Source organism: Sphaerotilus sp. FB-3, assembly GCF_023706025.1.
Taxonomy (GTDB): domain Bacteria; phylum Pseudomonadota; class Gammaproteobacteria; order Burkholderiales; family Burkholderiaceae_C; genus Sphaerotilus; species Sphaerotilus sulfidivorans.
In genome coordinates this window covers 1-24,977 of record NZ_BQWE01000004.1, presented here as the reverse complement: position 1 = coordinate 24,977, position 24,977 = coordinate 1, and the positions used below count along the sequence as shown (strand labels likewise).

At 69.1% G+C, this 24,977-nt stretch carries 26 protein-coding genes; 23 read left to right on the top strand and 3 right to left on the bottom strand.

All coding sequences use genetic code 11. The features are described from left to right. Nucleotides 1-156 precede the first annotated feature (156 nt). The gene (locus tag NFT33_RS00720; RefSeq protein WP_251672563.1) at nucleotides 157-1,398 is read right to left on the bottom strand and encodes a hypothetical protein; all 1,242 of its coding nucleotides are present in this window, start codon (nucleotides 1,396-1,398) and stop codon (nucleotides 157-159) included. 332 nt (nucleotides 1,399-1,730) lie between these two features. On the opposite strand from NFT33_RS00720, the gene NFT33_RS00715 reads away from it, so the two are divergent. The 6 genes from NFT33_RS00715 to NFT33_RS00690 all read left to right on the top strand — a co-directional run bounded on the left by NFT33_RS00715 (nucleotide 1,731) and on the right by NFT33_RS00690 (nucleotide 8,028). Further along, entirely contained in the window at nucleotides 1,731-2,570 is an 840-nt protein-coding gene (locus NFT33_RS00715; RefSeq protein WP_251672562.1) for a flagellin N-terminal helical domain-containing protein, read from the top strand. A 146-nt stretch (nucleotides 2,571-2,716) separates the two neighbouring features. Next, the gene (gene fliD, locus NFT33_RS00710) at nucleotides 2,717-4,177 is read left to right on the top strand and encodes a flagellar filament capping protein FliD (RefSeq protein ID WP_251672561.1); all 1,461 of its coding nucleotides are present in this window, start codon (nucleotides 2,717-2,719) and stop codon (nucleotides 4,175-4,177) included. 132 nt (nucleotides 4,178-4,309) lie between these two features. Continuing rightward, on the top strand, nucleotides 4,310-6,304 hold the full coding sequence (locus tag NFT33_RS00705; protein WP_251672560.1) for an O-linked N-acetylglucosamine transferase, SPINDLY family protein: 1,995 nt from the start codon (nucleotides 4,310-4,312) through the stop codon (nucleotides 6,302-6,304). 166 nt (nucleotides 6,305-6,470) lie between these two features. Then, complete coding sequence (fliS, locus tag NFT33_RS00700) at nucleotides 6,471-6,854, top strand: flagellar export chaperone FliS (RefSeq protein WP_251672559.1); 384 nt, start codon at nucleotides 6,471-6,473, stop codon at nucleotides 6,852-6,854. A 79-nt stretch (nucleotides 6,855-6,933) separates the two neighbouring features. After that, nucleotides 6,934-7,254 (top strand): flagellar protein FliT, encoded by a 321-nt coding sequence (locus NFT33_RS00695; protein WP_149504366.1) that lies wholly within the window; start codon nucleotides 6,934-6,936, stop codon nucleotides 7,252-7,254. Nucleotides 7,255-7,308: 54 nt separating this feature from the next. Further along, on the top strand, nucleotides 7,309-8,028 hold the full coding sequence (locus tag NFT33_RS00690; RefSeq protein ID WP_251672558.1) for a flagellar brake protein: 720 nt from the start codon (nucleotides 7,309-7,311) through the stop codon (nucleotides 8,026-8,028). A 96-nt stretch (nucleotides 8,029-8,124) separates the two neighbouring features. Here NFT33_RS00690 and fliE read toward each other — a convergent pair whose 3' ends face one another. Further along, nucleotides 8,125-8,463, bottom strand: a complete 339-nt coding sequence (gene fliE / locus NFT33_RS00685) for a flagellar hook-basal body complex protein FliE (RefSeq protein WP_251672557.1) — start codon at nucleotides 8,461-8,463, stop codon at nucleotides 8,125-8,127. Nucleotides 8,464-8,626: 163 nt separating this feature from the next. Here fliE and fliF point away from each other — a divergent pair, with 163 nt between their 5' ends. The 16 genes from fliF (at nucleotide 8,627) to NFT33_RS00605 (ending at nucleotide 21,927) form a co-directional block, all read left to right on the top strand. Further along, the gene (gene fliF / locus NFT33_RS00680; protein ID WP_220787078.1) at nucleotides 8,627-10,372 is read left to right on the top strand and encodes a flagellar basal-body MS-ring/collar protein FliF; all 1,746 of its coding nucleotides are present in this window, start codon (nucleotides 8,627-8,629) and stop codon (nucleotides 10,370-10,372) included. Nucleotides 10,373-10,393: 21 nt separating this feature from the next. Beyond that, nucleotides 10,394-11,389, top strand: coding sequence for a flagellar motor switch protein FliG (gene fliG / locus NFT33_RS00675; RefSeq protein WP_149504362.1), 996 nt, complete (start codon nucleotides 10,394-10,396; stop codon nucleotides 11,387-11,389). Further along, complete coding sequence (locus NFT33_RS00670) at nucleotides 11,373-12,230, top strand: flagellar assembly protein FliH (protein ID WP_251672556.1); 858 nt, start codon at nucleotides 11,373-11,375, stop codon at nucleotides 12,228-12,230. Before fliG ends, NFT33_RS00670 begins: the two co-directional genes overlap by 17 nt. Next, nucleotides 12,227-13,657, top strand: a complete 1,431-nt coding sequence (gene fliI, locus NFT33_RS00665; protein WP_273469964.1) for a flagellar protein export ATPase FliI — start codon at nucleotides 12,227-12,229, stop codon at nucleotides 13,655-13,657. Before NFT33_RS00670 ends, fliI begins: the two co-directional genes overlap by 4 nt. A gap of 20 nt (nucleotides 13,658-13,677) precedes the next feature. Next, complete coding sequence (locus NFT33_RS00660; protein ID WP_037481494.1) at nucleotides 13,678-14,136, top strand: flagellar export protein FliJ; 459 nt, start codon at nucleotides 13,678-13,680, stop codon at nucleotides 14,134-14,136. A gap of 4 nt (nucleotides 14,137-14,140) precedes the next feature. After that, nucleotides 14,141-16,066, top strand: coding sequence for a flagellar hook-length control protein FliK (locus tag NFT33_RS00655; protein ID WP_251672555.1), 1,926 nt, complete (start codon nucleotides 14,141-14,143; stop codon nucleotides 16,064-16,066). A 132-nt stretch (nucleotides 16,067-16,198) separates the two neighbouring features. Then, the gene (locus tag NFT33_RS00650; RefSeq protein ID WP_251672554.1) at nucleotides 16,199-16,789 is read left to right on the top strand and encodes a flagellar basal body-associated FliL family protein; all 591 of its coding nucleotides are present in this window, start codon (nucleotides 16,199-16,201) and stop codon (nucleotides 16,787-16,789) included. Nucleotides 16,790-16,825: 36 nt separating this feature from the next. Continuing rightward, on the top strand, nucleotides 16,826-17,833 hold the full coding sequence (gene fliM, locus NFT33_RS00645) for a flagellar motor switch protein FliM (RefSeq protein ID WP_220787074.1): 1,008 nt from the start codon (nucleotides 16,826-16,828) through the stop codon (nucleotides 17,831-17,833). Between the two features lie 43 nt (nucleotides 17,834-17,876). Further along, nucleotides 17,877-18,272, top strand: a complete 396-nt coding sequence (gene fliN / locus NFT33_RS00640; protein ID WP_149505318.1) for a flagellar motor switch protein FliN — start codon at nucleotides 17,877-17,879, stop codon at nucleotides 18,270-18,272. Continuing rightward, nucleotides 18,265-18,675 (top strand): flagellar biosynthetic protein FliO, encoded by a 411-nt coding sequence (fliO, locus tag NFT33_RS00635; protein WP_251672553.1) that lies wholly within the window; start codon nucleotides 18,265-18,267, stop codon nucleotides 18,673-18,675. Before fliN ends, fliO begins: the two co-directional genes overlap by 8 nt. Nucleotides 18,676-18,700: 25 nt before the next feature. After that, a complete protein-coding gene (gene fliP / locus NFT33_RS00630) occupies nucleotides 18,701-19,450 on the top strand; it encodes a flagellar type III secretion system pore protein FliP (protein ID WP_220787122.1) in 750 nt (249 codons plus the stop codon). 34 nt (nucleotides 19,451-19,484) lie between these two features. Further along, nucleotides 19,485-19,754, top strand: coding sequence for a flagellar biosynthesis protein FliQ (gene fliQ / locus NFT33_RS00625; RefSeq protein ID WP_251672552.1), 270 nt, complete (start codon nucleotides 19,485-19,487; stop codon nucleotides 19,752-19,754). Between the two features lie 23 nt (nucleotides 19,755-19,777). Further along, complete coding sequence (fliR, locus tag NFT33_RS00620; RefSeq protein WP_149504356.1) at nucleotides 19,778-20,542, top strand: flagellar biosynthetic protein FliR; 765 nt, start codon at nucleotides 19,778-19,780, stop codon at nucleotides 20,540-20,542. Between the two features lie 51 nt (nucleotides 20,543-20,593). Next, nucleotides 20,594-21,160, top strand: a complete 567-nt coding sequence (locus tag NFT33_RS00615; RefSeq protein ID WP_251672551.1) for a hypothetical protein — start codon at nucleotides 20,594-20,596, stop codon at nucleotides 21,158-21,160. 67 nt (nucleotides 21,161-21,227) lie between these two features. Beyond that, nucleotides 21,228-21,686 carry a PTS sugar transporter subunit IIA gene (locus NFT33_RS00610; protein ID WP_149504354.1) on the top strand — a complete coding sequence of 153 codons (459 nt, stop codon included), beginning with the start codon at nucleotides 21,228-21,230 and terminating at the stop codon, nucleotides 21,684-21,686. Next, on the top strand, nucleotides 21,655-21,927 hold the full coding sequence (locus NFT33_RS00605; protein WP_251672550.1) for an HPr family phosphocarrier protein: 273 nt from the start codon (nucleotides 21,655-21,657) through the stop codon (nucleotides 21,925-21,927). Before NFT33_RS00610 ends, NFT33_RS00605 begins: the two co-directional genes overlap by 32 nt. A gap of 19 nt (nucleotides 21,928-21,946) precedes the next feature. Here NFT33_RS00605 and NFT33_RS00600 read toward each other — a convergent pair whose 3' ends face one another. Then, the gene (locus NFT33_RS00600; RefSeq protein ID WP_149504352.1) at nucleotides 21,947-22,810 is read right to left on the bottom strand and encodes a GNAT family N-acetyltransferase; all 864 of its coding nucleotides are present in this window, start codon (nucleotides 22,808-22,810) and stop codon (nucleotides 21,947-21,949) included. A 144-nt stretch (nucleotides 22,811-22,954) separates the two neighbouring features. On the opposite strand from NFT33_RS00600, the gene ptsP reads away from it, so the two are divergent. Then, a complete protein-coding gene (gene ptsP, locus NFT33_RS00595; RefSeq protein WP_251672549.1) occupies nucleotides 22,955-24,736 on the top strand; it encodes a phosphoenolpyruvate--protein phosphotransferase in 1,782 nt (593 codons plus the stop codon). Nucleotides 24,737-24,977 lie beyond the last annotated feature (241 nt).

Here is a 24,977-nt window from a genome sequence, read left to right as displayed (position 1 = left end):
AGGCCGTCATCCTGCGTCGGACATTTCGGGCGTCGGCATGTCCCGAAATCGCTCCGAGTGTGAAATTTCGTGGATTTTCATTGCCATCAGCGAAGCCTGGAAACGGCCACCCTGTCAGCGGGAACAGGTCGTGCCGTACGGATCGCGATGCGCATGTCAGCCGGAAAAGCGTGAGGAATTCCGGTCTTCCGCGGACGATCCGGTGCTGCTCGGTGCGGAGGGTGCGGGCGTGGCCTGCGGCGCGGGTCGCGAGGACAGCATGTCCTGCTCGCCCCGGCCCAGCAGACGCTCGAACTGGTCCAGGGCCTCGTTGCTGCGTCCCTGGGCAGCCAGCGACATGGCCAGCATGAAACGGCTGTGCTCCTGGTCGGGTGCCCGCATCAGCTCCTGGCGTGCCTGACGGGCGGCCTGTTCGAAATCGCCTCGACCGAAAGCCCGCATGGCCTCGTCCATCGGTGCCGCTGGCGCACGGGCTGCGATCGCCCGGGCGGGCAGGTGGAAGGGCGCCGGCGTGACGGTGCTGGGCCTGCCGCCGGTGGCGCGCGCCAGCGTGGCGTCGATCGAGGCCATCGCGCGAGCCATCGCGGCATCGAGTCGGGCCGGGGCGGGTGGGGCCGGCGGGCGCGGCAAGGCCTCCAGCGTGACGAAGGGCAGACCGAACAGATGCAGCCAGACGTGTTCCCACAGGCGAGCATGGACGGGCTGTCCGGGCAGCACCCGCTCGAGCACATGGTCCAGCGCCTGGCGGTGCTGCCGCACCGTGGCCTCCAGCACCGTCTGTCGCACCGCGAGAATGCCGCCCGGGGCCCGGCGGCCCAGATCGCTGCGGCGAGCGGCCCTCGCCAGCTCGCCCAGGCCGCAGAGGTCGAGAAAATGCCCCAGCAGATGCGTGCCCCGGTCCAGCCCATGAAGGCGACGGTACTGGCGGGCGAGCCACTGTGCTTCCGCGTCGCGCCCGCCCAGCGTCGACAGGCTGCGGGGGCAGAAATGCTGCGGCTCCACCGGCAGCCCGCCCATCCAGTCGCGCTGGCCGGGATGCTGCGCCAGTTCGGCTTCCGGCAGATCGCGCAGCGCCAGGGGCGCGCCCAGGGGCTGAACGTCGCTCCATTCGTCCTCGCTGTCGATCAGATCGAGCAGGGCCGGTGCCGCGTCGAAGGGCTGGCCGTCGCAGAACACGGTCAGATCGCGTGGCGCACCGCCCGGCAGGGCCAGCAGGTGGCGCAGATGCATCTCCGCCGCGCTGGTGTCAGTTTCGGCCGACACGCGCTGGACCGGCCGGTGCAGGCCGGCGGTGGCATCGGGATGCAGTGGCGCGTGAAGCCTGATCCCGCAGGAGGCGGGCAGCTCGTCGATCCAGCGGATGTCCTGCCCCAGGCAGGCGACGACGAGGTTGATCATGAGGAAGTCTCCGGAGCAGGCGTGTCCGCCGGCATGGCGTCACGCAAAGAAGGTTGCGAGCGTTTCTAGCACCGAATGTTTCACTTTTGCGCAGTTGAAGTGGTACCAATTGGTGTTCTTCTTGACAGATTGACGGCGGGCGTGGAGGGCATGTGCTGATGTGCCTTGGTGTGCGGAGGCAAGAACTGGGGTGAAAAAATGCTCAGTTCAGCCTCAAGCCGGGCGGCGAGTCGTCGAAAACTCAAGTACGGCTCGGACCCCATGTGCGACGAGCCGATCAGGTGCCGGGAGCGGCACCAAGCTCATCAGCATCAGACATCACTGGAGTAGCTATGCCTACCACCATCAACACCAACATGGCCTCGCTGAGCGCTCAGCGCGCTCTGCAGTCGACCGAGGGCTCGCTGTCGACCTCGATGCAGCGTCTGTCGACCGGCCTGCGGATCAACTCGGCCAAGGATGATGCGGCCGGTCTGGCCATCGCTGAGCGCATGACCTCGCAGGTTCGCGGCATGACCGTCGCGACGCGCAATGCCAACGATGCGATCTCGATGGCGCAGACGGCTGAAGGTTCCCTGGGCAAGGTCGGCGAGTCCCTGCAGCGCATGCGTGAGCTGGCGGTCCAGTCGGCCAACTCCACCAACGACACCAGCGACCGTGTCAACCTGAACGAGGAATACACTGCGCTGGCGACCGAAGTCAGCCGCGTGCTCGAAGGCACCAAGTTCAACGGCAAGAACCTGCTGAACTCGGCGGCCACCAGCATGGCCTTCCAGATCGGTACCGACACCGATGCCACCGACCGCATCACGGTCGCGCTGCGCAACATGACCGCAGGCACCGGCATGGTTGCGGCCATCACTGGCACGGCTGCCTCGATCTCGACGGTCGCGGCCTCCCTGACGACCATCTCGAACCTGGATGCCGCGATCGACGAGGTGACCTCGGCCCGCTCGAACCTGGGCTCGGTGCAGAACCGCTTCGAGAGCGTGGTGGCCAACCTGGCGACCAGCCAGGAGAACATCACCTCGGCACGCGGCCGCATCACCGACGCGGACTTCGCGGTCGAATCTGCGAACCTGTCGCGGGCCCAGGTGCTCTCGCAGGCGGGCAACACGATGCTGGCCCAGGCCAACCAGCAGCCGCAGCAGGTCCTGTCGCTGCTGCGCTGATCCGGCCTGATCCGGATCAGCAGGTGGTCCGGGCCGAGGCCCGGGCTGCTTCTGTCGATTCCCTCTGCGCGCAGATCGGCCCGTCCGTTCTGCGCGTTCGTGCTTGAACTCGTCGCGAGCGTCCTCAGTCTTCAGGAGTAGTTTTCATGGCTTCCATTACCGCGTCCGGTCTGGGCAGTGGTCTCGACGTCAGCTCGATCGTCAGCCAGCTGATGGCCATCGAGCGCCAGCCGCTAAAGACGCTGCAGAGCACGCAGAGCTCGATCAATGCCCAGATCTCGTCGTTCGGCAAGATCCAGAGCGCGCTGTCGACGCTGCGCGACAAGTCGGCCGCCTTCAACTCGACGTCGCTGTGGGGTCAGACCAGCACGACGGTCTCCGATGCCTCGGTGGCCACGGTCACCCCGGTCAGCGGCAAGAGCGGGGCGGCAGGATCCCACTCGCTGCAGGTCAATGCGCTGGCGACGACGCAGACGGTCAGCAGCTCGGTGTTCTCGGGCAGCAGCGCGACGCTGTCGGAGGGGTCGATGACGATCGAGCTGGGCAGCTGGACCGGGGGGACGCCGCCGACCGGCTTCAGCGCGAAGTCGGGCGCGACGCCGGTCACGATCAGCATCGGCGCCGGAGAGACTTCGCTGGGCTCGATCCGCGACAAGATCAACAAGGCCAACGCCGGCGTGACCGCCGGCATCGTGACCGATGCGTCGGGGGCCCGGCTGACGCTGCGCTCGACGAAGACGGGCGAGGAGAATGCCTTCCGCATTGCCGTCAACGAGACCAGCGACGACGGCAACGCGGCCACCGGGCTCTCGGCCCTGGCCTATGACGCCACCACGGCCTCGCCGATGTCGCGCAATCAGGTGGCCGGCAACGCGCAGGTGCTGATCAACGGCCTGTCGATCAGCTCGGCCTCGAACACGATCGACAACGCGATCGAGGGTCTGTCGATCAAGCTGAGCAAGACCAGCAGCACGCCGGTCGAGCTGGCCGTCGCGGCCGAACATTCGGATGTCAAGACGGCGATCAACGATTTCATCAGTGCGTTCAACGGCCTGTCCGACACGATCAAGAGCGAGACGAAGTACGACGCGGCGACGAAGACGGCCGGCAAGCTGCAGGCCGACCGCACGGCCGTGGGCATCCAGAGCCAGATGCGGCAGATGGTGTTCGAGGCTTTCGGAGGCAGCGACAGCGGGAGCCTGAAGCGGCTGTCCGACATCGGCGTGTCGATCAACGCGTCCGGAAAGCTGGAGCTGAAGTCGTCGAAGCTCGATGCGGCACTCGAGAATCCGACCCAGGTGAAGGAACTGCTCAACGGGGGCGACGGCAGCACGACGGCGCTGACCGGCGTGATGAAGCGGTTCCGCAAGTACGCGGACGGTGTGCTGGGGACCGATGGCGCGCTGCAGACGCGCACCGACGGCCTGCGCACCGAGCTCAAGCGCAACCAGGACAAGCAGGACGCGATGGAGCTGAGGCTGACCGGCATCGAGGACCGGTTGAACAAGCAGTACCAGTCGCTCGACAAGCGGATGTCCAACCTCAATTCCCTGGGAACCGCCGTCAACAACCTGGCCACCTCGCTGAGCCGCTCCTACTACTACTGATCCCGGCGCCCACCGCCATCGCGACGCTCGTCGAACTGGCGTGTGACGCACGCCTTATCGGGCCATGCCTCGACGGGGGAAGTGACAGACTCGATCGGTCCAGTCGTCACTCCACCTTTCAGAGGCATTCCCATGAGTCTTTCCTCTGTCGATGCGCGTCCGGTCGTGTCGGACCGGGGGCGCAGCGTGCCCGGTCGTCGAGACCCCGGCGGCGCGGCCTCGCATCGCGGACAGGAACTGCAGTCCCGCGGCCAGCTGAAGGCGGCACGCGAGCAGTTTCTCGCTGCGACGCGGCAGTCGCCCGGGCAGGCGATCCACTGGGCCCGGCTGGCCCAGTGCGAGCATGCCCTGGGCTTGATCGACGACAGCATCCGCCATCTCGAGCAGGCCTTCCGGCTCGACCGCTCCAGCGCGGGAACCTGCCAGCTGCTGGCCGACCTGCTGCTCGAGCGCCACCGCAATGCCGAGGTGGTCCGGGTGCTGGAGTCGCTCGATGCCTCGGTGGAGCGCGATGCCCGCTGGCATCTGGCGCTGGCCAAGGCCCGCATCAAGCTGTTCGACTTCGAGGGCACGGTCAAGGCCTGCTCGATGGCGCTGGCGCTGGCCGGTCCGGACCGGTCGATCCGCCGGCAGGCCCTGCTCGGCATGGCGCATGGCTTCATGAAGCACGGCAGCCATGCCGAGGCGGCGCTGTGCCATCGCATGCTGCTCGATGACGAGCCGCGGGATCTCGGTGCGGCGGTGGGCGCGGCCCATGCCAGTTCCTGGGCCTGCGACTGGGCCGGTCTGGCCGAGGACTTCGATCGCCTTGCTCAGTGCATCCAGCGTGTCGAGGCCACCGAGGGCCAGACCCTGCCGGGGGTCGTCAACGGCTTTCCGCTGATCACGCTCACCGACGACCCCGAGGTGCTGCACTGGGCTTCGCGCCTGACCTGCCGCCAGCAGACCGGCCGCATGGCGGCGGTGCCGCGCCGGGCGGAAATGAAGGTGCCGCGCCCGCAGGGCCGGGTGCGCATCGGCCTGGTGTCGAGCGATTTCCACAACCATGCCACCGCCATCCTGGTCGCCGAATGTCTCGAGGCGATCGACCGGGAGCGCTTCGAGCTGTGGCTGTACTCGGGCGGTCCGGATGACGGCTCGGCCTTGCGCGCGCGCATCCGTGCCGCCGCGACCGCCTGGTGCGAGACGGCCGATCTGACCTCGGGCGATCTGGCGCGGCGCATCCGCGATGACCGCATCGGCGTGCTGATCGAGATGAAGGGCTACACGCTGGGTGCACGCATGGACGTGATGGCCCACCGGCCGGCGCCGGTGCAGGTGTCCTGGCTGGGCTATCCGGGCACCACGGGCGCGCCGTTCATCGACTACTTCATCGGCGATCCGGTGGTGACGCCGCTGGAGGCCCAGCCCGATTTCACCGAGCGGATCGCCCAGATGCCGCACTGCTACCAGCCCAACGACAGCACGCGCAGCCGGCCTGAGCCGCCGACCCGCGCGCAGTGCGGACTGCCGGCCGAGGCGAGTTTCGTGTTCGCCAGCTTCAACATGCCCTACAAGATCGTGCCGGAGGTCTTCGAGGCCTGGTGCCGGATCCTTCAGGCGGTGCCGGGCTCGGTGCTGTGGCTGCTGGTCGAGCACGAGCCGGCCCGTCAGCGTCTGCGCGCCGAGGCGCAGGCTCGCGGTCTGGACCCGGCGCGGCTGGTCTTCGCGCCCTTCCTGCGTGCCGATCTGCACCGCGCCCGCCTGCCGCTGGCTGATCTGTGCCTGGATACCTACCCTTGCGGCGGCCACACCACCGCCAGCGATGCCCTGTGGGCCGGCGTGCCGGTGCTGGCGTTGACGGGCCGCAGCTTTGCTTCCCGGGTCGCGGGCAGTCTGCTGGGCACGCTGGGCCTGTCCGATCTGGCCTGCGACGACATCGACCGCTACATCGCCGAGGCGATCCGGCTGGCGACCGAGCCCGGGGCCTGCGCGGCGCTTCGCCTGCGGCTCGAGCAGGCTCGCACCGATTCGCCCCTGTTCGATGGCCGGCGCTTCGCGCGCGACCTGGAGCGGCTGCTGCTGCGCATGGTCGCGCGCCAGGACGCTGGCCTGCCTCCCGCCCCGCTGGCCGCGGAACTGTCCTGAATCCACCCCTGCCAATGCTTCAAGTCGGGGCGCGGGCGCGACGATAAGACAGTGACAACTGTTCGCCATCGCCCCAGTTCCCGAGAAGAACCCAGCCATGTATCACAGCGCATTCTCTCCTGCCATGGTGTCATCTCCCTTCGGTCGCGCGCAGCAGTTCGCCCGCATGTACGCCCAGGTCGGTCTCGAGACCCAGGTGGAAGCGGCCTCGCCGCATCAGCTTGTGCTGATGCTGTTCGATGGTTTCCTGGAATCCGTCGGACGAGCGCGGCTGGCCATGCAGGCGAAGCTGATCGAAGTGAAGTGCCAGCAGATCGGCAGGGCGGTGCGCATCCTCGACGAGGGCCTGCGGGCCGCCCTCGACCTGGAGGCCGGTGGCGACGTGGCCCACAACCTTCACGCGCTCTACAGCTACGTGATTTCGCGCCTGACGCTGGCCAACCTGCGCAACGACGTCTCGATCCTCGAGGAAGCGGACCGGCTGATCCGGCCGATCCGCGAGGCCTGGGTCGAGATCGGTCCGCAGGTGGCACGCGGGGCGAGGGCCTGACCCGGACGCTCGCTGCGTCCGCCGCACCACGTGTTCCCATAGGTCCACCATGTCCAAAGCCGCCACTGCCCGACACCCGATGCCGGATCCGGTCCGCAAGAGCCCGCTGCTGCAGTACTACGAAGCCATCGAGCAGGCCAGCGCCGACATGCTGGAGGCGGCCCGCGTCGGCAACTGGGATCGGGTCGTCAAGCTCGAAGGGGCCTGCGCCGTCCTGATCTCCCAGCTCAAGCATGCGGCCGATCACCAGAACCGGCTGGCCTGCGACGAGGTCCAGGTCAAGTCCCGGATCATGCAGCGCATCCTGCGCAACGACGCCGAGATCCGCATCCTGGCCGAGCCGTGGCTGGAGGATCTCGACAGCATGCTCGTTCATCCCGGGCACAACGTGCTGCACTGAGCGCAGGGAGGCGCGATGTCACGAGACGGTTCGATCCGAAGGCGCGATTGCGCGATGCCGGCGGCCAGTGCCGATCTGCGGGTGCGCTCGCAGGTGGAGATTCGTGCGCTGCTGCGGCAGATGGTGCAGAACGACATTCCGGTGTCGCTGGGCGGGGCCGACCTGCCGACCTATTCCACCTCGCTGTGGGCCGAGGACAGCGAGCACCAGGTGCTGGTGTTCTCCGTCGATCCCAAGGCCGAGGCGGTCCAGCGGCTGGTCTGTGCGGGCGATCTCACCGCCACCGCCTATCTGGACAATGTGAAGATCCAGTTCGATGTCGATGATCTGGTGCTGGTGAACGGCCGCGTCGGCAGCGTGCTCAATGCCTCCTATCCGCGCGAGGTCTTCCGCTTCCAGCGCCGCAGCAGTTTCCGGGTGCAGCCGATCGGACGCGGCCGGGCCCAGGCCTGCATGGCGCATCCGGAGCTGGCCGGTCGCCAGCTCGAGCTGCGCATCATCGACCTGAGCTACACCGGCGTGGCGCTGATGCTGGCCGAGCCGCTGGAGCTGTTCCAGCGCGGGCAGCGCCTGCCCAACGTGCTGCTCGAGCTCGATGCCGGCACCCGCATCAACACCGGCCTGGTGATCTCGCATGTGTCGCGCGTCGAGGCGATCGGCGGCGCCTACTGGCGCATCGGCTGCGAGCTGGCCGGACTCGATCTGGTGACCGAGCGCGAGCTGCAGCGCTACATCGACCAGACCCAGCGCCGTTCGCGCCTGCTGACGCTCTGACCCGGACTGGACTGATCCGGGACGTCCCATGAAGAAGGCCCTGGCAGCTTGACGGCTGCCAGGGCCTTTTGCATTGCTTCTGGATGGCGGTCGCGCTCAGACCTGCATGCTCATCACTTCGCTGTAGGCCTGCACCACGCGGTTGCGCACCTGCAGCGCCATCTGGAAGCCGATGTTGGAGCGCTGCATGGCGATCATCGTCTCCTCGATCGAGACGGTCGAGCTGTCGAGCGAGACCTCGCGCTGCAGCCGGCCGGCCTCGTTCTGTGCGGCGCTGACGGATTTCAGCGCATGGCTGAACACGCCGGAGAAGTCCTCGCGGCGTTCGCTGCCTGCGGTGCGGCGGGCGGCATTCGTCGCGCCTGCCGCATCGGTCAGCGCACCGGTGCGGGTCAGGGCCTGGGAGAAGTCGAAGGGCTTGAGTCTGACGTCCATGAGGTGTACCTCCACAGCTTGGGCATCCTACGCGCCGGCTCCTGCCGACATGGTATGAAGAACCCGGGGTTCGCGAAGCTGTTCGGACCATCGTGAGGCTCAGGTCTCCGAATAATCCAGTTCAGGCATGACCGTCCTGGCATGCGACCACTGACACATGGACATGGACCTCTCCAGCAGCCCGACCACACTGACTGCGCCCCAGTCGTCGACCCTCGCGGTCGGGCCGACCCGGCTGACGGAGCGCTTTGGGGCCTTGCCCCCGCGCCGCAAGGCGATGCTGGCCGGCGGCGTCGCGGCGATGCTGGCCCTGATCGTCGCCTCGGTCCTCTGGAGCAGCCGCCCCGAGTACCGGGTGCTGTTCTCGAACCTCTCCGACAAGGACGGTGGCGCGATCGTCGCGCAGCTGTCGAAGATGAATGTGCCCTATCGCTTCAGCGAGGGCGGCGGCGCGGTGCTGGTGCCGGCCGACCAGGTGCATGACGTGCGGCTGAAGCTGGCCCAGGCCGGGCTGCCCAAGGGCTCGGCGGTCGGCTTCGAGCTGATGGATGGCGCCCGCTTCGGCACGACGCAGTTCCAGGAGCGGCTCAACTTCCAGCGCGGCCTCGAGGGCGAGCTGGTGCGCTCGATCACCGCGCTGTCGGCGGTCGAGGCCGCGCGCGTCCATCTGGCCATCCCGAACCAGAACGGCTTCTTCCGCGACCAGCAGAAGCCCAGCGCCTCGGTGCTGCTGACGCTGTATCCGGGGCAGACGCTCGACCGGGCCCAGATCGCCGGCATCGTGCATCTGGTGTCGGCCAGCGTGCCGGAGATGAGCCCGCGGGCGGTCAGCGTGCTCGACCAGACCGGCGCGCTGCTGTCGGAGGCTCAGGACGGCAGCGGCGCGACCAACATGCTCGATGCCACCCAGGTGCAGCATGTCAGCCGGGTCGAGCAGGCCTATGTGAAGCGCATTCTCGACATTCTCGAGCCGGTGATCGGACGCGACAACCTGCGCGCCCAGGTGTCGGCCGACATCGATTTCTCGCAGACCGAGTCGACCACCGAGGAATTCCGGCCCAACCAGGGCGGCCAGCCCGCGGCGGTGCGCAGCTCGCAGACCTCGGAGAACATCGGCGGCGCCGGCAGCGGCCAGATGGTCGGGGGGGTGCCCGGTGCGGCCTCGAACCAGCCGGTGGCCGGTGCCAGCGCACCGGTCAATGGCACCGCCCAGACCATGCAGCCGATGGGGGGCGCCGCTGGAGCGGTCACTTCCAGCGGCCGGCGTGATGCGGTGACCAATTTCGAGGTCGACAAGACGGTGAGGGTGGTGCGCGCCGCCACGGGCACGGTCAAGCGCCTGGCGGTGGCGGTGGTGGTGAACCACCGCGCCGGCACCGACAAGAAGGGTCAGCCGACCTCGCAGCCGCTGTCGCAGGAGGAACTCGACAAGCTGACCGCGCTGGTCCAGGAGAGCGTCGGCTTCGTCAAGGAGCGCGGCGACACGGTGAAGGTGGTCAACGCGCCGTTCCGGCCGGTCGAGGTCGACACCTCGGAGCTGCCGCTGTGGAAGCAGCCGCAGCTGCTCGAGATGGTGCGCACGCTGGCGGTGCCGCTGGCGCTGGTGGCGCTCGGCCTGGCGGTGGTGTTCGGCGTGATCCGGCCGGTGCTGCGCGACATGCGCAAGGCCGAGGAGCTCGAGCGCGAGAAGAACCGCCTCGATGCGGTGGTCGACGATGTCGAGGAGCTGCCGGCGCTGACCGATGCCGGCACCGGTGGCGCCGCAGGCACGACGCCGGCCCTGGCCGCACCGGAGGAACTCAGCCCGTCGGATCGCCGCCTCAACGAGGTGCGCGACCTGACCCGCAAGAATCCGGCCGCAGTGGCGCGCATCCTGCGCGGCTGGGTCAATGGCACCGAAGCCGAATGATGAACACGAGGATGTCGATCCATGGATGACCAGGGACTCGAGGACGCGGCGATCCTGCTGATTTCGATGGGCGAGGAGGAGGCCGCGGAGGTTTTCCGCCACCTCACGCCCAAGGAGGCGCAGAAGCTCGGCGAGAAGATGGCCCGCACCAAGACGATCCAGCGCGACCGCTACGAGCGGGTGCTGCTGCGCTTCGAGGAGCAGGTGCATGACGCCGGCCTGCTCGAGCTCGACACCGACGAGTATGTGCGCCGGGTGATGCGCCGCGCACTGGGCGACGACAAGGCCAATCTGCTGATCGACCGCATCGTGCGGGTCAATGACGCACCGGGCATCGACAACCTCAAGTGGATGGATCCGGCCGCGGTGGCCGATCTGTTGCGCCGCGAGCATCCGCAGATCGTCGCGGTCATCCTGGTCCACCTCGAGCCGGAGCAGGTCAGCGAGGTGCTGCGCCGCTTCCCCGAGGGGCACCGCAACGAGGTGATGATCCGCCTGGCCACGCTCGACGGCGTGCAGCCGGCGGCGCTCAAGGAGCTCAGCGACGTGCTGTCGAAGGTGCTGGCCGGCGGCGATCGCATGCGCAAGGCCAACATGGGCGGCGTCAAGAGCGCGGCCGAGGTGCTCAACCTGCTGGGCACCGCGATCGAGGCCTCGGTGCTGGACTACATCCGCGAGACCGACTCCGAGCTGGCGCAGAAGATCACCGACAGCATGTTCACCTTCGACGACCTGATGCGCGTGGACGACCGCGGCATCCAGGCGCTGCTCAAGGAAGTGCAGAGCGAGTCGCTGCTGGTCGCGCTCAAGGGCGCCACCGACGATCTGCGCGAGAAGATCTTCCGCAACATGTCCAGCCGCGCCGCCGAGATGCTGCGCGAGGATCTGGCCTCGCGCGGCCCGGTGCGGGTCGCCGAGGTCGAGGCCGAGCAGAAGGAGATCCTGCAGATCGCCCGGCGCCTGTCGGACGAAGGTCAGCTGATGCTGGGCGGAGGCAGCGATGGCCAGTTCCTCTGAGTCCTTCGCCGAGCGGGTGCAGCGCCAGGCGCGCGATCCCGGCTTCGCGCCGATCGACCTGCAGGCGCTTCCGGCGGCGGTGCCGCCTTCGCTCACCCGCTTCATTCCGCGCGAGGAACTCGGCGACGTGGTGCGCTGGAGTCCGGGGCGGCTCGATGTGCCGGCCGCGACCCGTGCCCGCCGCAGCGGCGAGCCGACGCCGCCGGCCGAGCCGCCGGCGCCGCCGCCCGAGGTGCTGCGTGCGGTCCAGGAGACGCGCCAGGCCGAGCAGGCCCGGGCGCGCCATCTGGCCGAGGAGGCGTTCGAGAAGGGTCGTGCGCTCGGTCGCGACGAGGGGCTGCGGATCGGCCGCGAGGAGGGCCTGAACGCGCTCGAGGACTATCGCCAGCAGCATGAGGCCGAGGTCGGCGTGCCGATCGCCGCGGCGCTGGAGCAGTTCCAGCGCCAGCTCGACGGGCTCGACCAGGCGATCGCGCGCCGGGTGGCCGGCATCGCGCTGCAGGTGGCTCGCCAGGTGCTGCGCACCGAGCTGCAGACGCCGGCCGCAGCGGTGGTGCGTGTCACCCAGGAGGCGCTGGGCGAGGTGCTGCTGTCGGCGCGCCACATCCGCGTGCGGCTCAATCCGTCCGATCTGGTGGCGGTGGAGCAGGGCTGCGGCGATCTGTTCAGCACCCGCCATGCCCGGCTGGTGGCCGATCCGAACATCGAGCGCGGCGGCTGCCTGGTCGAGTCCGACCTGGGCACGGTCGACGCGCGGGTGGCCACCCGCTGGGCGCGTGCGATGGCCGCACTCGGTCCGCTGTCGCTGGCCGATCCTTCGGGTGACGGAGCGCATTCATGACGGCGATGCGCGATGGCGCCCGTCCGGCACCCGGCGAGATTCCCGGACGCTGGGTGCGATTCCTCGAGGAAATGCACGAGCGCGCCAGCCTGGATGCGCCGCTGCTGGTGCAGGGCACGCTGGTGCGGGTGACCGGTCTGGTGCTCGAGGTGGTCGGCATTCGCGTGCCGGTGGGCTCGCTGTGCGAGGTGCTGATGCCGGGCCAGCCGCCGGTGCAGGCCGAGGTGGTGGGCTTCACCGGCGACCGCGCCTTCCTGATGCCGGCCGGCGAGATCCACGGTCTGGCCAGCGGCGCGCGGGTGGTGCCGATGGAGGTGCCGGTGCCTGCGCTCGAGCTTGGCGAGAGCCGCCACATGTGGCGCCGCACCGAGGACCGCTCCTGCCATCTGCCGATCGGCAACGGCCTGCTCGGCCGGGTGGTCGACGCGGGCGGGCGGCCGATGGACGGCGGCGGGCCGCTGACGGGCGTGCAGCCGATGCCGCTGGTGCGCCGGCCGATCAACGCGATGGACCGCGATCCGGTGCGCACGCCGCTGGACACCGGCGTGCGCTCGATCAACGCGATGCTGACCGTCGGCAAGGGCCAGCGCATCGGCCTGTTCGCCGGCACCGGCGTGGGCAAGTCGGTGCTGCTGGGCATGATGGCGCGCTACACCGCGGCCGACGTCATCGTCGTCGGCCTGATCGGCGAGCGCGGCCGCGAGGTCAAGGAATTCATCGAGGACATCCTGGGCGAGGACGGCCGGGCGCGCTCGGTGGTGGTGGCCGCGCCGGCGGACGCGCCGCCGCTGAGCCGGCTGCAGGGCGCGGCCTACGCCACCGCGGTGGCCGAGCATTTCCGCGACCAGGGCCTGGACGTGCTGCTGCTGATGGACTCGCTGACCCGCTATGCGATGGCGCAGCGCGAGATCGCGCTGGCCATCGGCGAGCCGCCAGCCACCAAGGGCTATCCGCCGAGCTGCTTCGCCAAGCTGCCGCAGCTGGTCGAGCGCAGCGGCAACGGCCGCCCCGGCCAGGGCTCGATCACCGCCTTCTACACCGTGCTGAGCGAGGGCGACGACCAGCAGGATCCGATCGCCGACGCCGCGCGCGGCATCCTCGACGGCCACATCGTGCTGTCGCGCGAGCTGGCCGAGTCGGGCCACTATCCGGCCATCGACATCGAGCGCTCGATCTCGCGGGTGATGAACAACGTCGTGCCGCGCGAGCACATCGCCGCGGCGCGGCAGATGCGCAAGCTGCTGTCCAAGCTCAGCAAGGCGCGCGACCTGATCCAGCTCGGCGCCTATGTGCCGGGCCACGATGCCGAGCTCGATGCCGCCGTCAAGTCGCAGCCCGCGATGATGGCGCTGCTGCAGCAGGACACCCATGCCCGGGCGCAGCTGCGCGACAGCGTCGCGATGCTGCGCCAGATCACCCGCGTCTGAACCCCGACCGAAGTCCATCGATGACCCAGTCCCTCGTCACCCTGCTCGAACATGCCGAACGCCAGCGCGATGCCGCGCTGGCCCAGCAGCGTCGCGCCGATGCGGCGCTGGACGCGGCGCTGCGCCAGCATGAACAGCTCTCCACCTACAGCCGCGATCACCAGTCGCGCTGGAGCAGCGCGATGCGCCAGTCGGTCACCATGCCGCTGGTGCAGTGCCACCACGCCTTCACCGACCGGCTGCACCAGGCGGTGTCGATGCAGTCCGCCCAGGTCGACCGGGCCCGGCAGGTGCTGACGCATCGCCAGTCCGAGACGCTGGAGGCCGAACGCCGGGTCGCCGCGATCAACAAGCTGATCAAGCGCCGCACCGATGCGGTCCGCCACCACCAGGACCGCCAGGAGCAGCGCCAGATCGACGAGCGCGCCTCGCGCATGGCCTGGAACCGACTTCAGGAGGCCGCCGGCCACGGCGGATGACGCGATGGATCCATCCCTGCTCAATCTGTCCCCGCTGCCGGCCCGTGCCGGCCGTGGTGGAGCCCCATCGGGGGCCGCATCCTCTGCCGAGGGGGGCTCGGGCGCAGGCACGACCTTCGCCGGTCTGCTGTCATCGTCGATGACCGGTGCCGCCACGGCGCCGACCGCAGTGCCTGGAGATCCCGAAGCCGCGGACCGATCGCCGCTGGCTGCAGGCGAGGGCGGCGGCACTTCGCTGGGGGGGCTGAGCCTGAGTGCGCTGCTGCGGCTGCGCATGAATGCCGCTGCCGGGCGCGAGACGGCTTCTGCACGCGCGACGCTGGCGGATGCCGGCTCCGGCGCTGAAGGGCTCTCGGCTGATCGGCTTGCTGCGCTGCTGGCGTCTTCAGGGGAGCCGGCCGAGATCGAAGCGCCGGGCGACGTCGCCGCCGAGCCGGAGCCGGTCGCCGACGAGGCCGACGCGCCTTGGCGGATGGAGCACGGCCTGCTGCCGCCAGCGCCCGAGCTGCAGCTGCCGCCGATGCCGGATCCGGCTGCGGTGCCCGCACCGGGCTCCACGCTGCTGTCGGTGTCCGAGATGGCTCCGCCGCAGACGACGACCGGGGCATCTGCTGATCCGGTGTTCTCGCCGGTGGCCACCAGTGAACCGGCTCGTCTGCAGCGCGGGGCCGGTGCGATGCCCGGCGCGACCGCCGTCCATGAGGCCTCCATGCCCGGAGCCGCTCCTGTCACGGATTTCAGCGAGGCCTTGCCGCCGGCCGGCCGCGTCCCGGAGCAGCGTCTGCAGGACAGCATGTCTGTCGCAGAGGCCGCCCGTGCCTCAGCAGCCGGCGCGCTGGCCTCCTCCGAAGCCCGTCCGGCTCTGGCGGCCTTGGGGGAAACGGCTTTCTCGCGGCAGTCCGGTCGTTCCGCGCGTACGGTGGAAGGGCCGCAGACGCGCAGCGATCGCCCGATTCTTTCGTCCGACAGGCTGTCCTCCGAAGCTGCTCTTGCGGCCGATCGTGCCCTGCAGGCCTCGCTGCGGCTGCAGGCAGCCGCACAGGTCGGTGGGGCGCGGGCCTTGTCCGGCCATGCGCCTGAGACTCAGGCCGCCACCGCCGCCGTGGTCGCTGCCGGATCGCCGACGCCTGTACAGGCCGATCCGGCCCGAGCCGCGCCCCAGAGCAGTGCGGTCAGTTCGACCGACAGCCGCATGCCGATCGGCCCGAGCATCGGCGCCGGCCTGGAGGCGCTGCGCACCGGCTCCACCGCGCCGAGCGATCGCACCGAGCCGGCCGCGGGTCTCGATCCTGCCGGAGCGGCCCAGGACTGGGTGGGCGCGCTGGCGCAGGCCCAGGCGACGGTGCCGGCCCAGGGCGCGGCGTCGGCGGCTCCGGCGGTCGTGGCCGAGTCGCGTGTCGAGACGCCTTTCGGCCATCCTGATTTCGCCGACGAGATGGTGGCGCATGTCGCACAGCACGCCAGCCTGTCGCGCCACGGGCTGCGCGAGGTCACGCTGCACCTGAATCCGGTCGAGATGGGGCCGGTGTCGGTGCGCATCGCCATCGAGGGGTCGGTGGCCTCGGTCGACTTCGCCGCCACCCAGGCGGCCACCCGTCAGCAGCTCGAGCAGTCGCTGCCGGCACTGGCGGCGGCGCTGGGCGAGGACGGACTGTCGCTGGGCAGCAGCTCGGTGGGCGAGACCGCGCCGGTGGCCTCGTCGGGCGCCAGCTCCGATTCGCTGGCCGGCGGTTCGGGCGGATCCGGTGGCTCGGGCGCCTTCCAGGAGGGCCGGGCGCGTGATGCCGGCGGCCAGCAGGCCTCGTCCCGCCAGGGCAGCGGCTTTGTCGTCGACCTGCCCGAAGGGCGGGCACGCCCTGCGGATCCGGTCGAGCCCGCACCGGTGCGCCGATCGCCTACACGCGCCGGCGGCCTCGACCTGTTTGCCTGAGCCTTCGGGGCGGGTCGGATCAATCGCCGGTTTTGCTGCGCTTTTCCGATCTTCGCCACCCGCCCCGTTTTCAAATAATCGTCCCTATCCGGATGCCCCTCGTGCGGGGGGCTCAACCAGCAGGAGAAGGACATGTCGGCTGCGGCAGCGAGCGCGGAACAACCCGCTCCCAAGAAGAATTCCAAGAAGCTCTTCATCATCATCGGCGTGGTCGTGGTCCTGCTGCTGGGCGGTGGCGGCGCAGGCTTCATGATCTGGAAGAAGAAGGCTGCCGAGGCCGAGGCTGCCGCGGCCGAGGAAGGTGGCGAGGAAGCCCACGCCGCCGCCAAACCCAAGCCGGCCAAGCGCGACCCGAAGCTGCCGCCGGCCTACATGCCGCTGGACCCGTTCGTCGTCAACCTGGCCGACCGCGATGCCGACCGCTATGCGCAGATCGGCGTGACCCTCGAGATCGACGACCCGAAGTTCGCCGAGGAGATGAAGCCCTACATGCCGGCGATCCGCAACGCGGTGCTGATGATCCTGTCGCACAAGACCGCCGCCGAGCTGCAGGGCCGCGAGGGCAAGGAGCAGCTCGCCGCCGAGATCGCCCGCGAGGTGGTGCGCCCGATGGGCATCAACATCGACGACGAGAGCGAGGACGACGGCAAGAAGAAGCGCAAGCGTGCGCCGGTCTACAACCCCGTCCAGCAGGTCCATTTCTCCAGCTTCATCGTCCAGTGAGCGTGGCTCGGCGCCCGGTTTCGCAGCGAGCACCCCATGAGCCAGCAGAACCTGTCCCAGGATGAGGTCGACGCCCTCCTGCAGGGCATGACCGGTGATGTTCCCGTCGCCGAGACCGAGGGCGTGCGTCCGCCCAAGGGCACGGTGCGCGAGTACAACCTCGCCAGCGAGGATCGCATCGTCCGCGGACGCATGCCGATGCTCGAGGTGATCAACGAGCGCTTCTCCCGCAACGTCATGCCGGCGCTGACCGAGTTCGCCCAGCGCAATCTGGAGATCTCGGTCGGCGAGGTGAAGGTGCAGAAGTACAGCGCCTTCCTGCGCGAGACGATGGTGCCGACGAACTTCAACGTCGTCTCGATGCGGCCGCTGCGCGGCTCGGCGCTGTTCGTCTGCGACCCCACGCTGATCTTCGCCTTCATCGATGCGCTGTTCGGCGGGGTGGGCAAGTTCCCGGCGCGCATCGAGGGCCGCGAGTTCTCCGGCACCGAGCAGCGCGTCATCATGCGCATGGTCGAGATCCTGCTGCGCGAATACAACAAGGCCTGGCAGGGCATCTATCCTCTGGAGCTGACCTACCAGCGATCGGAGATGCAGCCGCAGTTCGTCAACATCGCCGCCGCCGGCGATGTGGTGGTGTCCACGGTGTTCACCATCGAGATTGGCGAGTCGGTGGGCTCGGTGCGGGTGTGCATTCCCTACGCCAATGTCGAGCCGATCCGCGATGTGCTGCGCAGCAACAACCAGGGCGAGGCGCCCGGCGCCGACAAGCGCTGGATCAGCCTGCTGTCCGACCAGATCCAGTCGGCCGAGGTCGAGCTGGTCGCCGAGCTGGCCAAGGCGCCCGCCACCGTCGAGCAGCTGCTGGCGATGAAGGTCGGCGACTTCATCGAGCTCGATCTGGGCAAGACCATCAAGGCCCATGTCGACGGCGTGCCGGTGCTGGAGGCGGGCTACGGCACCTCCGGCGGCCACTACGCCATCCGTATCGAGCGTGTGCTGACCAACCAGCAGGTCAGCTGGATAGGAGATCAAAATGCCTGAAAATCCCTCGGTCGACCTCACTGACCTGTCAGAACAGGACGCGATGGCCGCCGAGTGGGCGGCCGCGCTCGAGGAAAAACCGTCCGATCCGGGTGCCTACGGCACGCCGGCACCGTTCGCCGACTTCGACAGCGGTCCGCGCGGTGGCGGCGCCGCCGGCATGGCCGGGGGCAAGGATCTGAACCTGATCCTCGACATCCCGGTGCAGCTCACTGTCGAGCTGGGCCGCACCCGCATTCCGATCAAGAACATCCTGCATCTGGCGCAGGGCTCGGTGGTCGAGCTCGACACCGTCGCCGGCGAGCCGATGGATGTGCTGGTCAACGGCTACCTGATCGCCCAGGGCGAGGTGGTGGTCGTCAACGAGAAGTTCGGCGTGCGCCTGACCGACATCGTGACGCCGAGCGAGCGCATGCGCCGGCTCTCCCGCGGTGGCTGACGGGGGCGTGGCCGTGGGGCCGTCGCTGATGTCGCTGCTCTGGCTGGCGCTGGTGCTGCTGTCGATTCCCGCGGCGCTGTGGCTGCTGCGCCGCAGCGGCTGGGGCGGTCTCCGGTCGGGTGCGGCGGCCGCACCGCTGATGCGGGTGCTGTCGCAGACCCCGCTGGGGCCTCAGCAGCGCCTGGTGCTGGTCGAGGTCGGCGAGGGCGAGGCACGCTGCCGGCTGCTGCTGGGCGTGACCGCGCAGCAGGTCTCGGTTCTGCACCAGCTGCCGGCCGGCCCGGCCGATGCCGCTCCTGCCGCCGATGCGCCGCCGGTCGATGCGGCCTTCCGGCGGCTGCTCGAGGGCTGGCGCCGCTCCGGGCCGGTGCAGCCCGTCCGCGAGAACGATCATGCGAGCTGAATCGCCGAAGCCGCTTCTGGTCCGGATGGCCCGGCTGGCGCTGCCCGTGCTGCCCGCGCTGCTGGCCGCCGCGCCGGTGCTGGCCAACACGCCGGCCACGCCGGGCGGCCTGCCGATCGTGGTGGGGCAGGGCAGTGGCGGCAGCACCTACTCGGTGCCGGTGCAGACGCTGCTGATCCTCACCTCGCTGTCCTTCCTGCCGGCGATGCTGATGATGATGACCGGCTTCACCCGCATCGTCATCGTGCTGAGCCTGATGCGCCAGGCGCTGGGCACCCAGTCCTCCCCGCCGAACCAGGTCATCATCGGCCTGTCGATGTTCCTGACGCTCTTTGTCATGGGGCCGACGCTCGACCGGGTCTACACCGAGGCCTACAAGCCCTACGCCGCCGCGCAGATCACCTTCGAGGAGGCGGCCTCTCGCGCCGAGGTGCCGATGCGCCAGTTCATGCTCAAGCAGACCCGCCAGTCCGACATGGCGCTGTTCATGAAACTCGGCCGCATCGATGCCTCGGTCAAGGCCGAGCAGGTGCCGCTGCGGGTGCTGGTGCCGGCCTTCGTCACCAGCGAGCTGAAGTCGGCCTTCCAGATCGGCTTCCTGATCTTCATTCCCTTCCTGGTCATCGACATGGTGGTGGCCAGCGTGCTGATGAGCCTGGGCATGATGATGCTGTCGCCGGTGCTGGTGGCGCTGCCCTTCAAGCTGATGCTCTTCGTGCTGGCCGACGGCTGGAACCTGCTGCTGGGTTCGCTGGCGGCGAGCTTCGCCACCTGACCGGCACCCGCCGCGCTGCTCCAGGACCGCCCTGATGGATTCCTCCCTCGTCTTCACCATCGGCCAGGAGGCGCTGACCATCCTGCTGATGGTGGCTGCCCCGATGCTGCTGGTCATCCTGGCCGTCGGTCTGACGATCAGCGTGCTGCAGGCCGCCACCCAGCTGCATGAGTCGACGCTGTCCTTCGTGCCGAAGATCGTCGCCGGGGTGGTGGTGCTGCTGGTGGTCGGGCCGTGGATGATCACCACGCTGGTCGAGTACCTGCGGCGCATGCTGCAGGCCATTCCCTCGATGGTCGGCTGAGGCCCGGCCCGGGCGCGCCTGCGGTGATCGGCTTCAGCGAGGCGCAGCTGCTGCAGTGGATCGTGCCGCTGCTGTGGCCGCTGCTGCGCATTCTGGGCCTGTTCGCGGCCGCGCCGGTGCTGTCGATGCGGGTGATTCCGGTGCGCGCGCGCATCGGCCTGGCCCTGCTGACGGCGCTGTGCGCCCAGCCGGTGCTGCCGCCGATGCCGGTGCTGCCGCTCGACACCCCGACCGCGCTGGCGATGGTGGTCCAGCAGGTCTTCATCGGCGTGACCATCGGCTTCGCGGCCAAGGTGGTGTTCACCGCGATCGAGTTCGCCGGCGAGGTCATCGGCCTGCAGATGGGCCTGAACTTCGCGACCTTCTTCGATCCCACCACCAGCGGGCAGAGCACCGTGTCGGCGCGGCTGTTCAACACCATGGCCGCCTGGCTCTTCGTGGTGATCAACGGGCATCTGCTGCTGGTCGAGGTGGTGGTGGCCAGCTTCCACCAGTTCCCGGTCACCGACCATCCCTTCGATCTGCTGCTCAGCATCCAGCCCCAGGTCTGGGGGGCGGAGCTGTTCCGCTACGGGCTGTGGATCGCGCTGCCCACGGTGGCCATGCTGCTGTTCGTCAACCTGGTGCTGGGCGTGATTTCCCGGGTGGCTCAGCAGCTGCAGATCTTCTCGATCGGTTTCGTGGTGACGATCTCGGTCGGTCTGCTCGGGCTGCTGCTGACGCTGCCGCTGCTGCAGCGCCCGATGCTGGCGGTGCTCGAGCGGCTGCTCGGGCTGTTCCAGCCCTGATGCGGGAAAGGCCGGTGCCGGCCCGGGCATGTGGCCGCCGACAATCGGCGCATGTTCACGCCTGTGTCCTGCCTGTCGCGACTGCGCCGCTGCCGTGCTGTCCTGCTGCTGGCCGGAGCCGGCCTGCTCTGCGGCGGATGCGCGCCGGCGCTCGACTGGCGCGACGTGGCGGTGGCCGATGGCCTGGTGATCCAGTTTCCCTGCCGGCCCGAGCGTGCCGAGCGTGCGGTGCGGCTGCTCGAGCGCAGCGTGCCGGCACGCATGTCCAGCTGCGATGCCGGCGGCCTGGGCTGGTCGGTCACCCTCTTCGAGATCGACGAGCCGGCGCGGGTGTCCGAGACGCTGCGTCATCTGCGCAGCCGGCTGGCGGCCAATCTCCAGGCCGAGGAGTCCCTGGCGCAGGAGGCGACCGGCCCCGGCCTGACTCCGCAGCAGGAGGCCCGGCGCCTGCTGCTGAGCGGGCGAGGTGCCGATGCCCGTGCGGTCGAGGCCGAGGTGCTGATCGCCGCGCGCGGCCTGCAGGTGCTGCAGGTGGTCGCGATCACCCGCGGCGAGCCGGTGTCGCGCTGGCGCGACCGTGCCCAGGAGTTCATCGGCTCGCTGCGGCCGGCGCCTTGATCAGGGCGCGTGACGAACCGGCCGTGCATGGCATGATGCCGCACCCTTGCAATGCAGCAATCGTTCCATGGCCTGTCTGCTGATCATCGCCCACGCCCCGCTGGCTTCCGCGCTGAAGGCCATCGCGGCGCACACCTTTCCCGACGAGGCGCAGCAGCTGCGCGTGCTCGACGTGCTGCCCGACATGAGCCCCGAGGCGCTCGAGGCCGAGGCGCGCAGCCTGCTGCCGGATGAGCTCGACGATGATCCCGAGGTGCTGGTGATGACCGATGTCTTCGGCGCGACGCCTTCCAACATCGCGCAGAGGCTGGTCGACGGCAATCGGGTGCGCGCGCTCGCCGGCGTCAACGTGCCGATGCTGTGGCGCACGCTGAACTATGCCGGCCGAGCACGGCTGGACGAGCTGTTCGCCCGTGCGGTCCAGGGCGGTGCGCAGGGCGTGCTTCCGATCGCCTCGACCCGGCCGCAGAACCAGGCTTTTCTTCCCGGTGCCCATGATCAAGACCACCATCACCATCAGCAATAGGCTGGGGCTGCATGCCCGGCCTTCGGCCAAGCTGTCCAAGCTGGCTGGCAGCTTCCCCTGCGATGTCTTCATCAGCAACCGCAACGGTCGCCGCATCAATGCCAAGAGCATCATGGGCGTGATGATGCTCGCCGCCGGTGTCGGCAGCGAGATCGAGATCGAGACCAGCGGAGAGCGCGAGCAGGAGGCGATGGAGGCCCTGCGCGCCCTGATCGACGACAAGTTCGGCGAGGGCGGCTGACAGCCGCGGCTCGGCCCGTTCAGTGGCCGAGAAAATGCCGGCGGTACTTTTCCGGCAGGTCGCGCAGCTGCAGCAGCATCGGCAGATCGGCGGTGTGGAAGTCCGGATCCCAGGCCGGTGCGCCCAGCACGGTCGCGCCGCAGCGCAGATAGCCCTTGATCAGCGGCGGCGCCTCGACCGGCAGGTCGCGCCGCAGATCGTCCACCGGCAGCGCCAGGCGTGGACGCACCTGCAGCTCGATCGGCGCCAGGTGGGTGCGCGAGAGACGGTCCCACAGCGAGGCGGCCGCATGACCGCCGTCGCGCATCGACATGCTCGCGCAGCCGATCACCGAATCCAGGCCGTTGCGCACCAGGAAGCTGCCGAGTGCGCCCCACAGGCCCAGGATCACGCCGCCCTGGCGATGGTCCTCGTGCACGCAGGAGCGGCCCAGTTCGGCCATGCGGTCGCGCAGCGGGCGCAGCCGGGTCAGGTCGAACTCGGTCTCGCTGTAGAAGCCGCCCACGCGCCGCGCGGCCTGCGGCGTCAGCACCCGATAGGTGCCGATGACCTCGCCCGCCTGGGGCGAGCGCTCGTCCAGGCAGCGCACGATCAGGTGTTCGCAGTAGGGGTCGAACAGGTCGGCATCATGGCCTTCGGGCGTGCCGTTCACCGGCGACAGCCTGGCGCCCATCTCGACCGCGAACACCTGATGGCGCAGCCGCTGGGCTTCGCGCACCTCGTCCTGGTGCCGTGCCCAGCCGACGCTGAGCCGTTCCGGCGCAGCCGCCGCAGTGGCCGCGCCCGCCGGCGACGGCGTGGATGGCCGGCTCGGCAGAAGTCCCCGGCGGCGGCCGGCTGGCAGCTCGGCCAGCGGCATCGTGGGCAGCGGAAGTTCCCTCATCGATCGCTCCTCGTCATGGGCGTGATGCTCGGTCCGTGCGGTGACCTGAGCATGTCGTGGCGATGACGCCGCGATGACGGGTCGGCCTGCGGATGAGGGCCGATCCCGGTGCGGGCGGGCGGGGGGCGCTGATAGCATGGCCCCATGAGCGTTCAGGTATTCGGATTGCCGGTTTCCCGGGGCGTGGCCATCGGGCGCGCGGTGCTGGTGGCTTCCAGCTGGGTCGATGTGGCCCACTATTTCATCGAGGCGGATCAGGTCGGTGCCGAGATCCGCCGGCTGAAGGCGGCCCGCGATCAGGTCTGCCGGGAGTTCGAGGCGCTCAAGCTCGATGTCCAGGGCGACACGCCCGCCGAACTGGTCGCCCTGCTGGACGTGCACCTGATGCTGCTCCACGACGAGGTGCTGGCCAGCGCGACGCGCCAGTGGATCGAGGAGCGGCACTACAACGCCGAATGGGCGGTGGCTGCCCAGCTCGAGATGCTGTCTCGCCAGTTCGACGAGATGGAGGACGAGTACCTGCGCGAGCGCAAGGCCGATCTCGAGCAGGTCGCCGAGCGGCTGATCCGCACGCTGTCGGCGCACTCGGGCCGGGGGGGCGGGTCCGCGCTGGGTCCGGTGTCGTGCGAGGGCGATGTGCCGGTCGTCCTGGTGGCCAACGACATCTCTCCCGCCGACATGATGCAGTTCAAGGGCGGCGTCTTTCGCGGTTTCGTCACCGATGTCGGTGGACGCACCTCGCACACCGCGATCGTCGCGCGCAGCCTGGACATTCCTGCGGTGGTCGGCGCGCGCGATGCCAGCCGCATCATCCGCCAGGACGACTGGATCATCATCGATGGCGATGCCGGCCTGGTCATCGTCGATCCGTCGCCGATGATCCTCGAGGAATATCGCTTCCGGCAGCGTCAGGGACAGCTCGAGCGCGATCGGCTGGCCCGGCTGCGCCATCGCCCCGCCGTGTCGCTGGACGGGCAGCGCATCCAGCTGCTGGCCAACATCGAGCTGCCGTCGGATGCGGCCGCGGCGGTCGAGGCCGGCGCCGAAGGCGTGGGCCTGTTCCGCAGCGAGTTCCTGTTCATGAACCGTGGCGGGCGGCTGCCCGACGAGCAGGAGCAGTACGAGGCCTACCGGGATGTCGTCATTGCGCTGCGCGGCCTGCCGGTCACCATCCGCACGATCGACATCGGCGCCGACAAGCCGCTCGACCGGATGAGCCTGAGCGAGCTGCGCCATGAGCATTCGCTCAATCCGGCGATGGGCCTGCGGGCGATCCGCTGGAGCCTGGCCGATCCGGGCATGTTCATGGTTCAGCTGCGCGCCATCCTGCGTGCGGCGCAGCACGGGTCGGTGCGGCTGCTGGTGCCGATGATCAGCCACCCCGGCGAGATTCGTGCCGCGCTCGACATGATCGAGCGTGCCCGCGAGTCGCTGCGGCGTGACGGCACGGCCTTTGGCGATGTCGCTGTCGGCGCGATGATCGAGGTGCCCGCAGCAGCGCTGATGCTGCCGATCTTCCTGAAGCACTTCGACTTCATCTCGATCGGCACCAACGATCTCATCCAGTACACGCTGGCGATCGACCGCGCCGACGAGAGCGTCGCCCATCTCTACGATCCCTGGCATCCCGCGGTTCTCGGTCTGGTGGCTTCGACGATCCGGGTCACGCGCGCTGCGGGCAAGGAGGTCTGCATCTGCGGCGAGATGGCCGGTGACGCCGAGTTCACCGAGATGCTGCTGGCTGTCGGCCTTCGCAGCTTCAGCATGCACCCCAGCCAGCTGCCCGCCATCAAGCAGCGCATCCTGCGCACGGAGATCGCCCCCTTGGCGCCTCACGCCGCCCTTGCCTTGGCAGCAGAAGACCCTCGTGCGGTCTGGGCGAGCGGCCGCGTGCGTGCCTTGACGGCGATCCCTCAGACTGTCTGAAATCCTGTGCTTGCGCCTTCTCTCGGGAGGTGCTAAATTTCGCCCCTCGCTGAGGCGGGTGGCCTTCTTTGCAAGATGGGTTCAAAAATAAAGAACAAAAAGTCTTGACGAAGAAAGAAAGAGTCGATAAAGTTCGATTCCTCGCTGCAAACGACAGCGACAAGCTCTTTAAAAATCAACAGCCGATAAGCGTGGGCGTTTGAGGCGAGTGTCTCGGATCTTCGGATCCGGGTCCTTGTGA

Excerpts from the sequence above, each read along its gene's own strand:
- NFT33_RS00615 (WP_251672551.1), top strand. The coding sequence starts at position 20,594 with ATGTTCACGCCTGTGTCCTGCCTGTCGCGACTGCGCCGCTGCCGTGCT.
- NFT33_RS00695 (WP_149504366.1), top strand. The coding sequence starts at position 6,934 with ATGCCGGATCCGGTCCGCAAGAGCCCGCTGCTGCAGTACTACGAAGCC.
- NFT33_RS00660 (WP_037481494.1), top strand. The coding sequence starts at position 13,678 with ATGACCCAGTCCCTCGTCACCCTGCTCGAACATGCCGAACGCCAGCGC.
- fliD (WP_251672561.1), top strand. The coding sequence starts at position 2,717 with ATGGCTTCCATTACCGCGTCCGGTCTGGGCAGTGGTCTCGACGTCAGC.
- NFT33_RS00720 (WP_251672563.1), bottom strand. The coding sequence starts at position 1,398 with ATGATCAACCTCGTCGTCGCCTGCCTGGGGCAGGACATCCGCTGGATC.
- NFT33_RS00715 (WP_251672562.1), top strand. The coding sequence starts at position 1,731 with ATGCCTACCACCATCAACACCAACATGGCCTCGCTGAGCGCTCAGCGC.
- fliE (WP_251672557.1), bottom strand. The coding sequence starts at position 8,463 with ATGGACGTCAGACTCAAGCCCTTCGACTTCTCCCAGGCCCTGACCCGC.
- NFT33_RS00690 (WP_251672558.1), top strand. The coding sequence starts at position 7,309 with ATGCCGGCGGCCAGTGCCGATCTGCGGGTGCGCTCGCAGGTGGAGATT.
- fliQ (WP_251672552.1), top strand. The coding sequence starts at position 19,485 with ATGGATTCCTCCCTCGTCTTCACCATCGGCCAGGAGGCGCTGACCATC.
- NFT33_RS00600 (WP_149504352.1), bottom strand. The coding sequence starts at position 22,810 with ATGAGGGAACTTCCGCTGCCCACGATGCCGCTGGCCGAGCTGCCAGCC.
- fliS (WP_251672559.1), top strand. The coding sequence starts at position 6,471 with ATGTACGCCCAGGTCGGTCTCGAGACCCAGGTGGAAGCGGCCTCGCCG.
- NFT33_RS00705 (WP_251672560.1), top strand. The coding sequence starts at position 4,310 with ATGAGTCTTTCCTCTGTCGATGCGCGTCCGGTCGTGTCGGACCGGGGG.
- fliN (WP_149505318.1), top strand. The coding sequence starts at position 17,877 with ATGGCCGCCGAGTGGGCGGCCGCGCTCGAGGAAAAACCGTCCGATCCG.
- fliP (WP_220787122.1), top strand. The coding sequence starts at position 18,701 with ATGGCCCGGCTGGCGCTGCCCGTGCTGCCCGCGCTGCTGGCCGCCGCG.
- fliM (WP_220787074.1), top strand. The coding sequence starts at position 16,826 with ATGAGCCAGCAGAACCTGTCCCAGGATGAGGTCGACGCCCTCCTGCAG.
- NFT33_RS00605 (WP_251672550.1), top strand. The coding sequence starts at position 21,655 with ATGATCAAGACCACCATCACCATCAGCAATAGGCTGGGGCTGCATGCC.
- fliF (WP_220787078.1), top strand. The coding sequence starts at position 8,627 with ATGGACCTCTCCAGCAGCCCGACCACACTGACTGCGCCCCAGTCGTCG.
- fliI (WP_273469964.1), top strand. The coding sequence starts at position 12,227 with ATGACGGCGATGCGCGATGGCGCCCGTCCGGCACCCGGCGAGATTCCC.
- ptsP (WP_251672549.1), top strand. The coding sequence starts at position 22,955 with ATGAGCGTTCAGGTATTCGGATTGCCGGTTTCCCGGGGCGTGGCCATC.
- NFT33_RS00610 (WP_149504354.1), top strand. The coding sequence starts at position 21,228 with ATGGCCTGTCTGCTGATCATCGCCCACGCCCCGCTGGCTTCCGCGCTG.
- fliG (WP_149504362.1), top strand. The coding sequence starts at position 10,394 with ATGGATGACCAGGGACTCGAGGACGCGGCGATCCTGCTGATTTCGATG.
- NFT33_RS00655 (WP_251672555.1), top strand. The coding sequence starts at position 14,141 with ATGGATCCATCCCTGCTCAATCTGTCCCCGCTGCCGGCCCGTGCCGGC.
- NFT33_RS00670 (WP_251672556.1), top strand. The coding sequence starts at position 11,373 with ATGGCCAGTTCCTCTGAGTCCTTCGCCGAGCGGGTGCAGCGCCAGGCG.
- NFT33_RS00650 (WP_251672554.1), top strand. The coding sequence starts at position 16,199 with ATGTCGGCTGCGGCAGCGAGCGCGGAACAACCCGCTCCCAAGAAGAAT.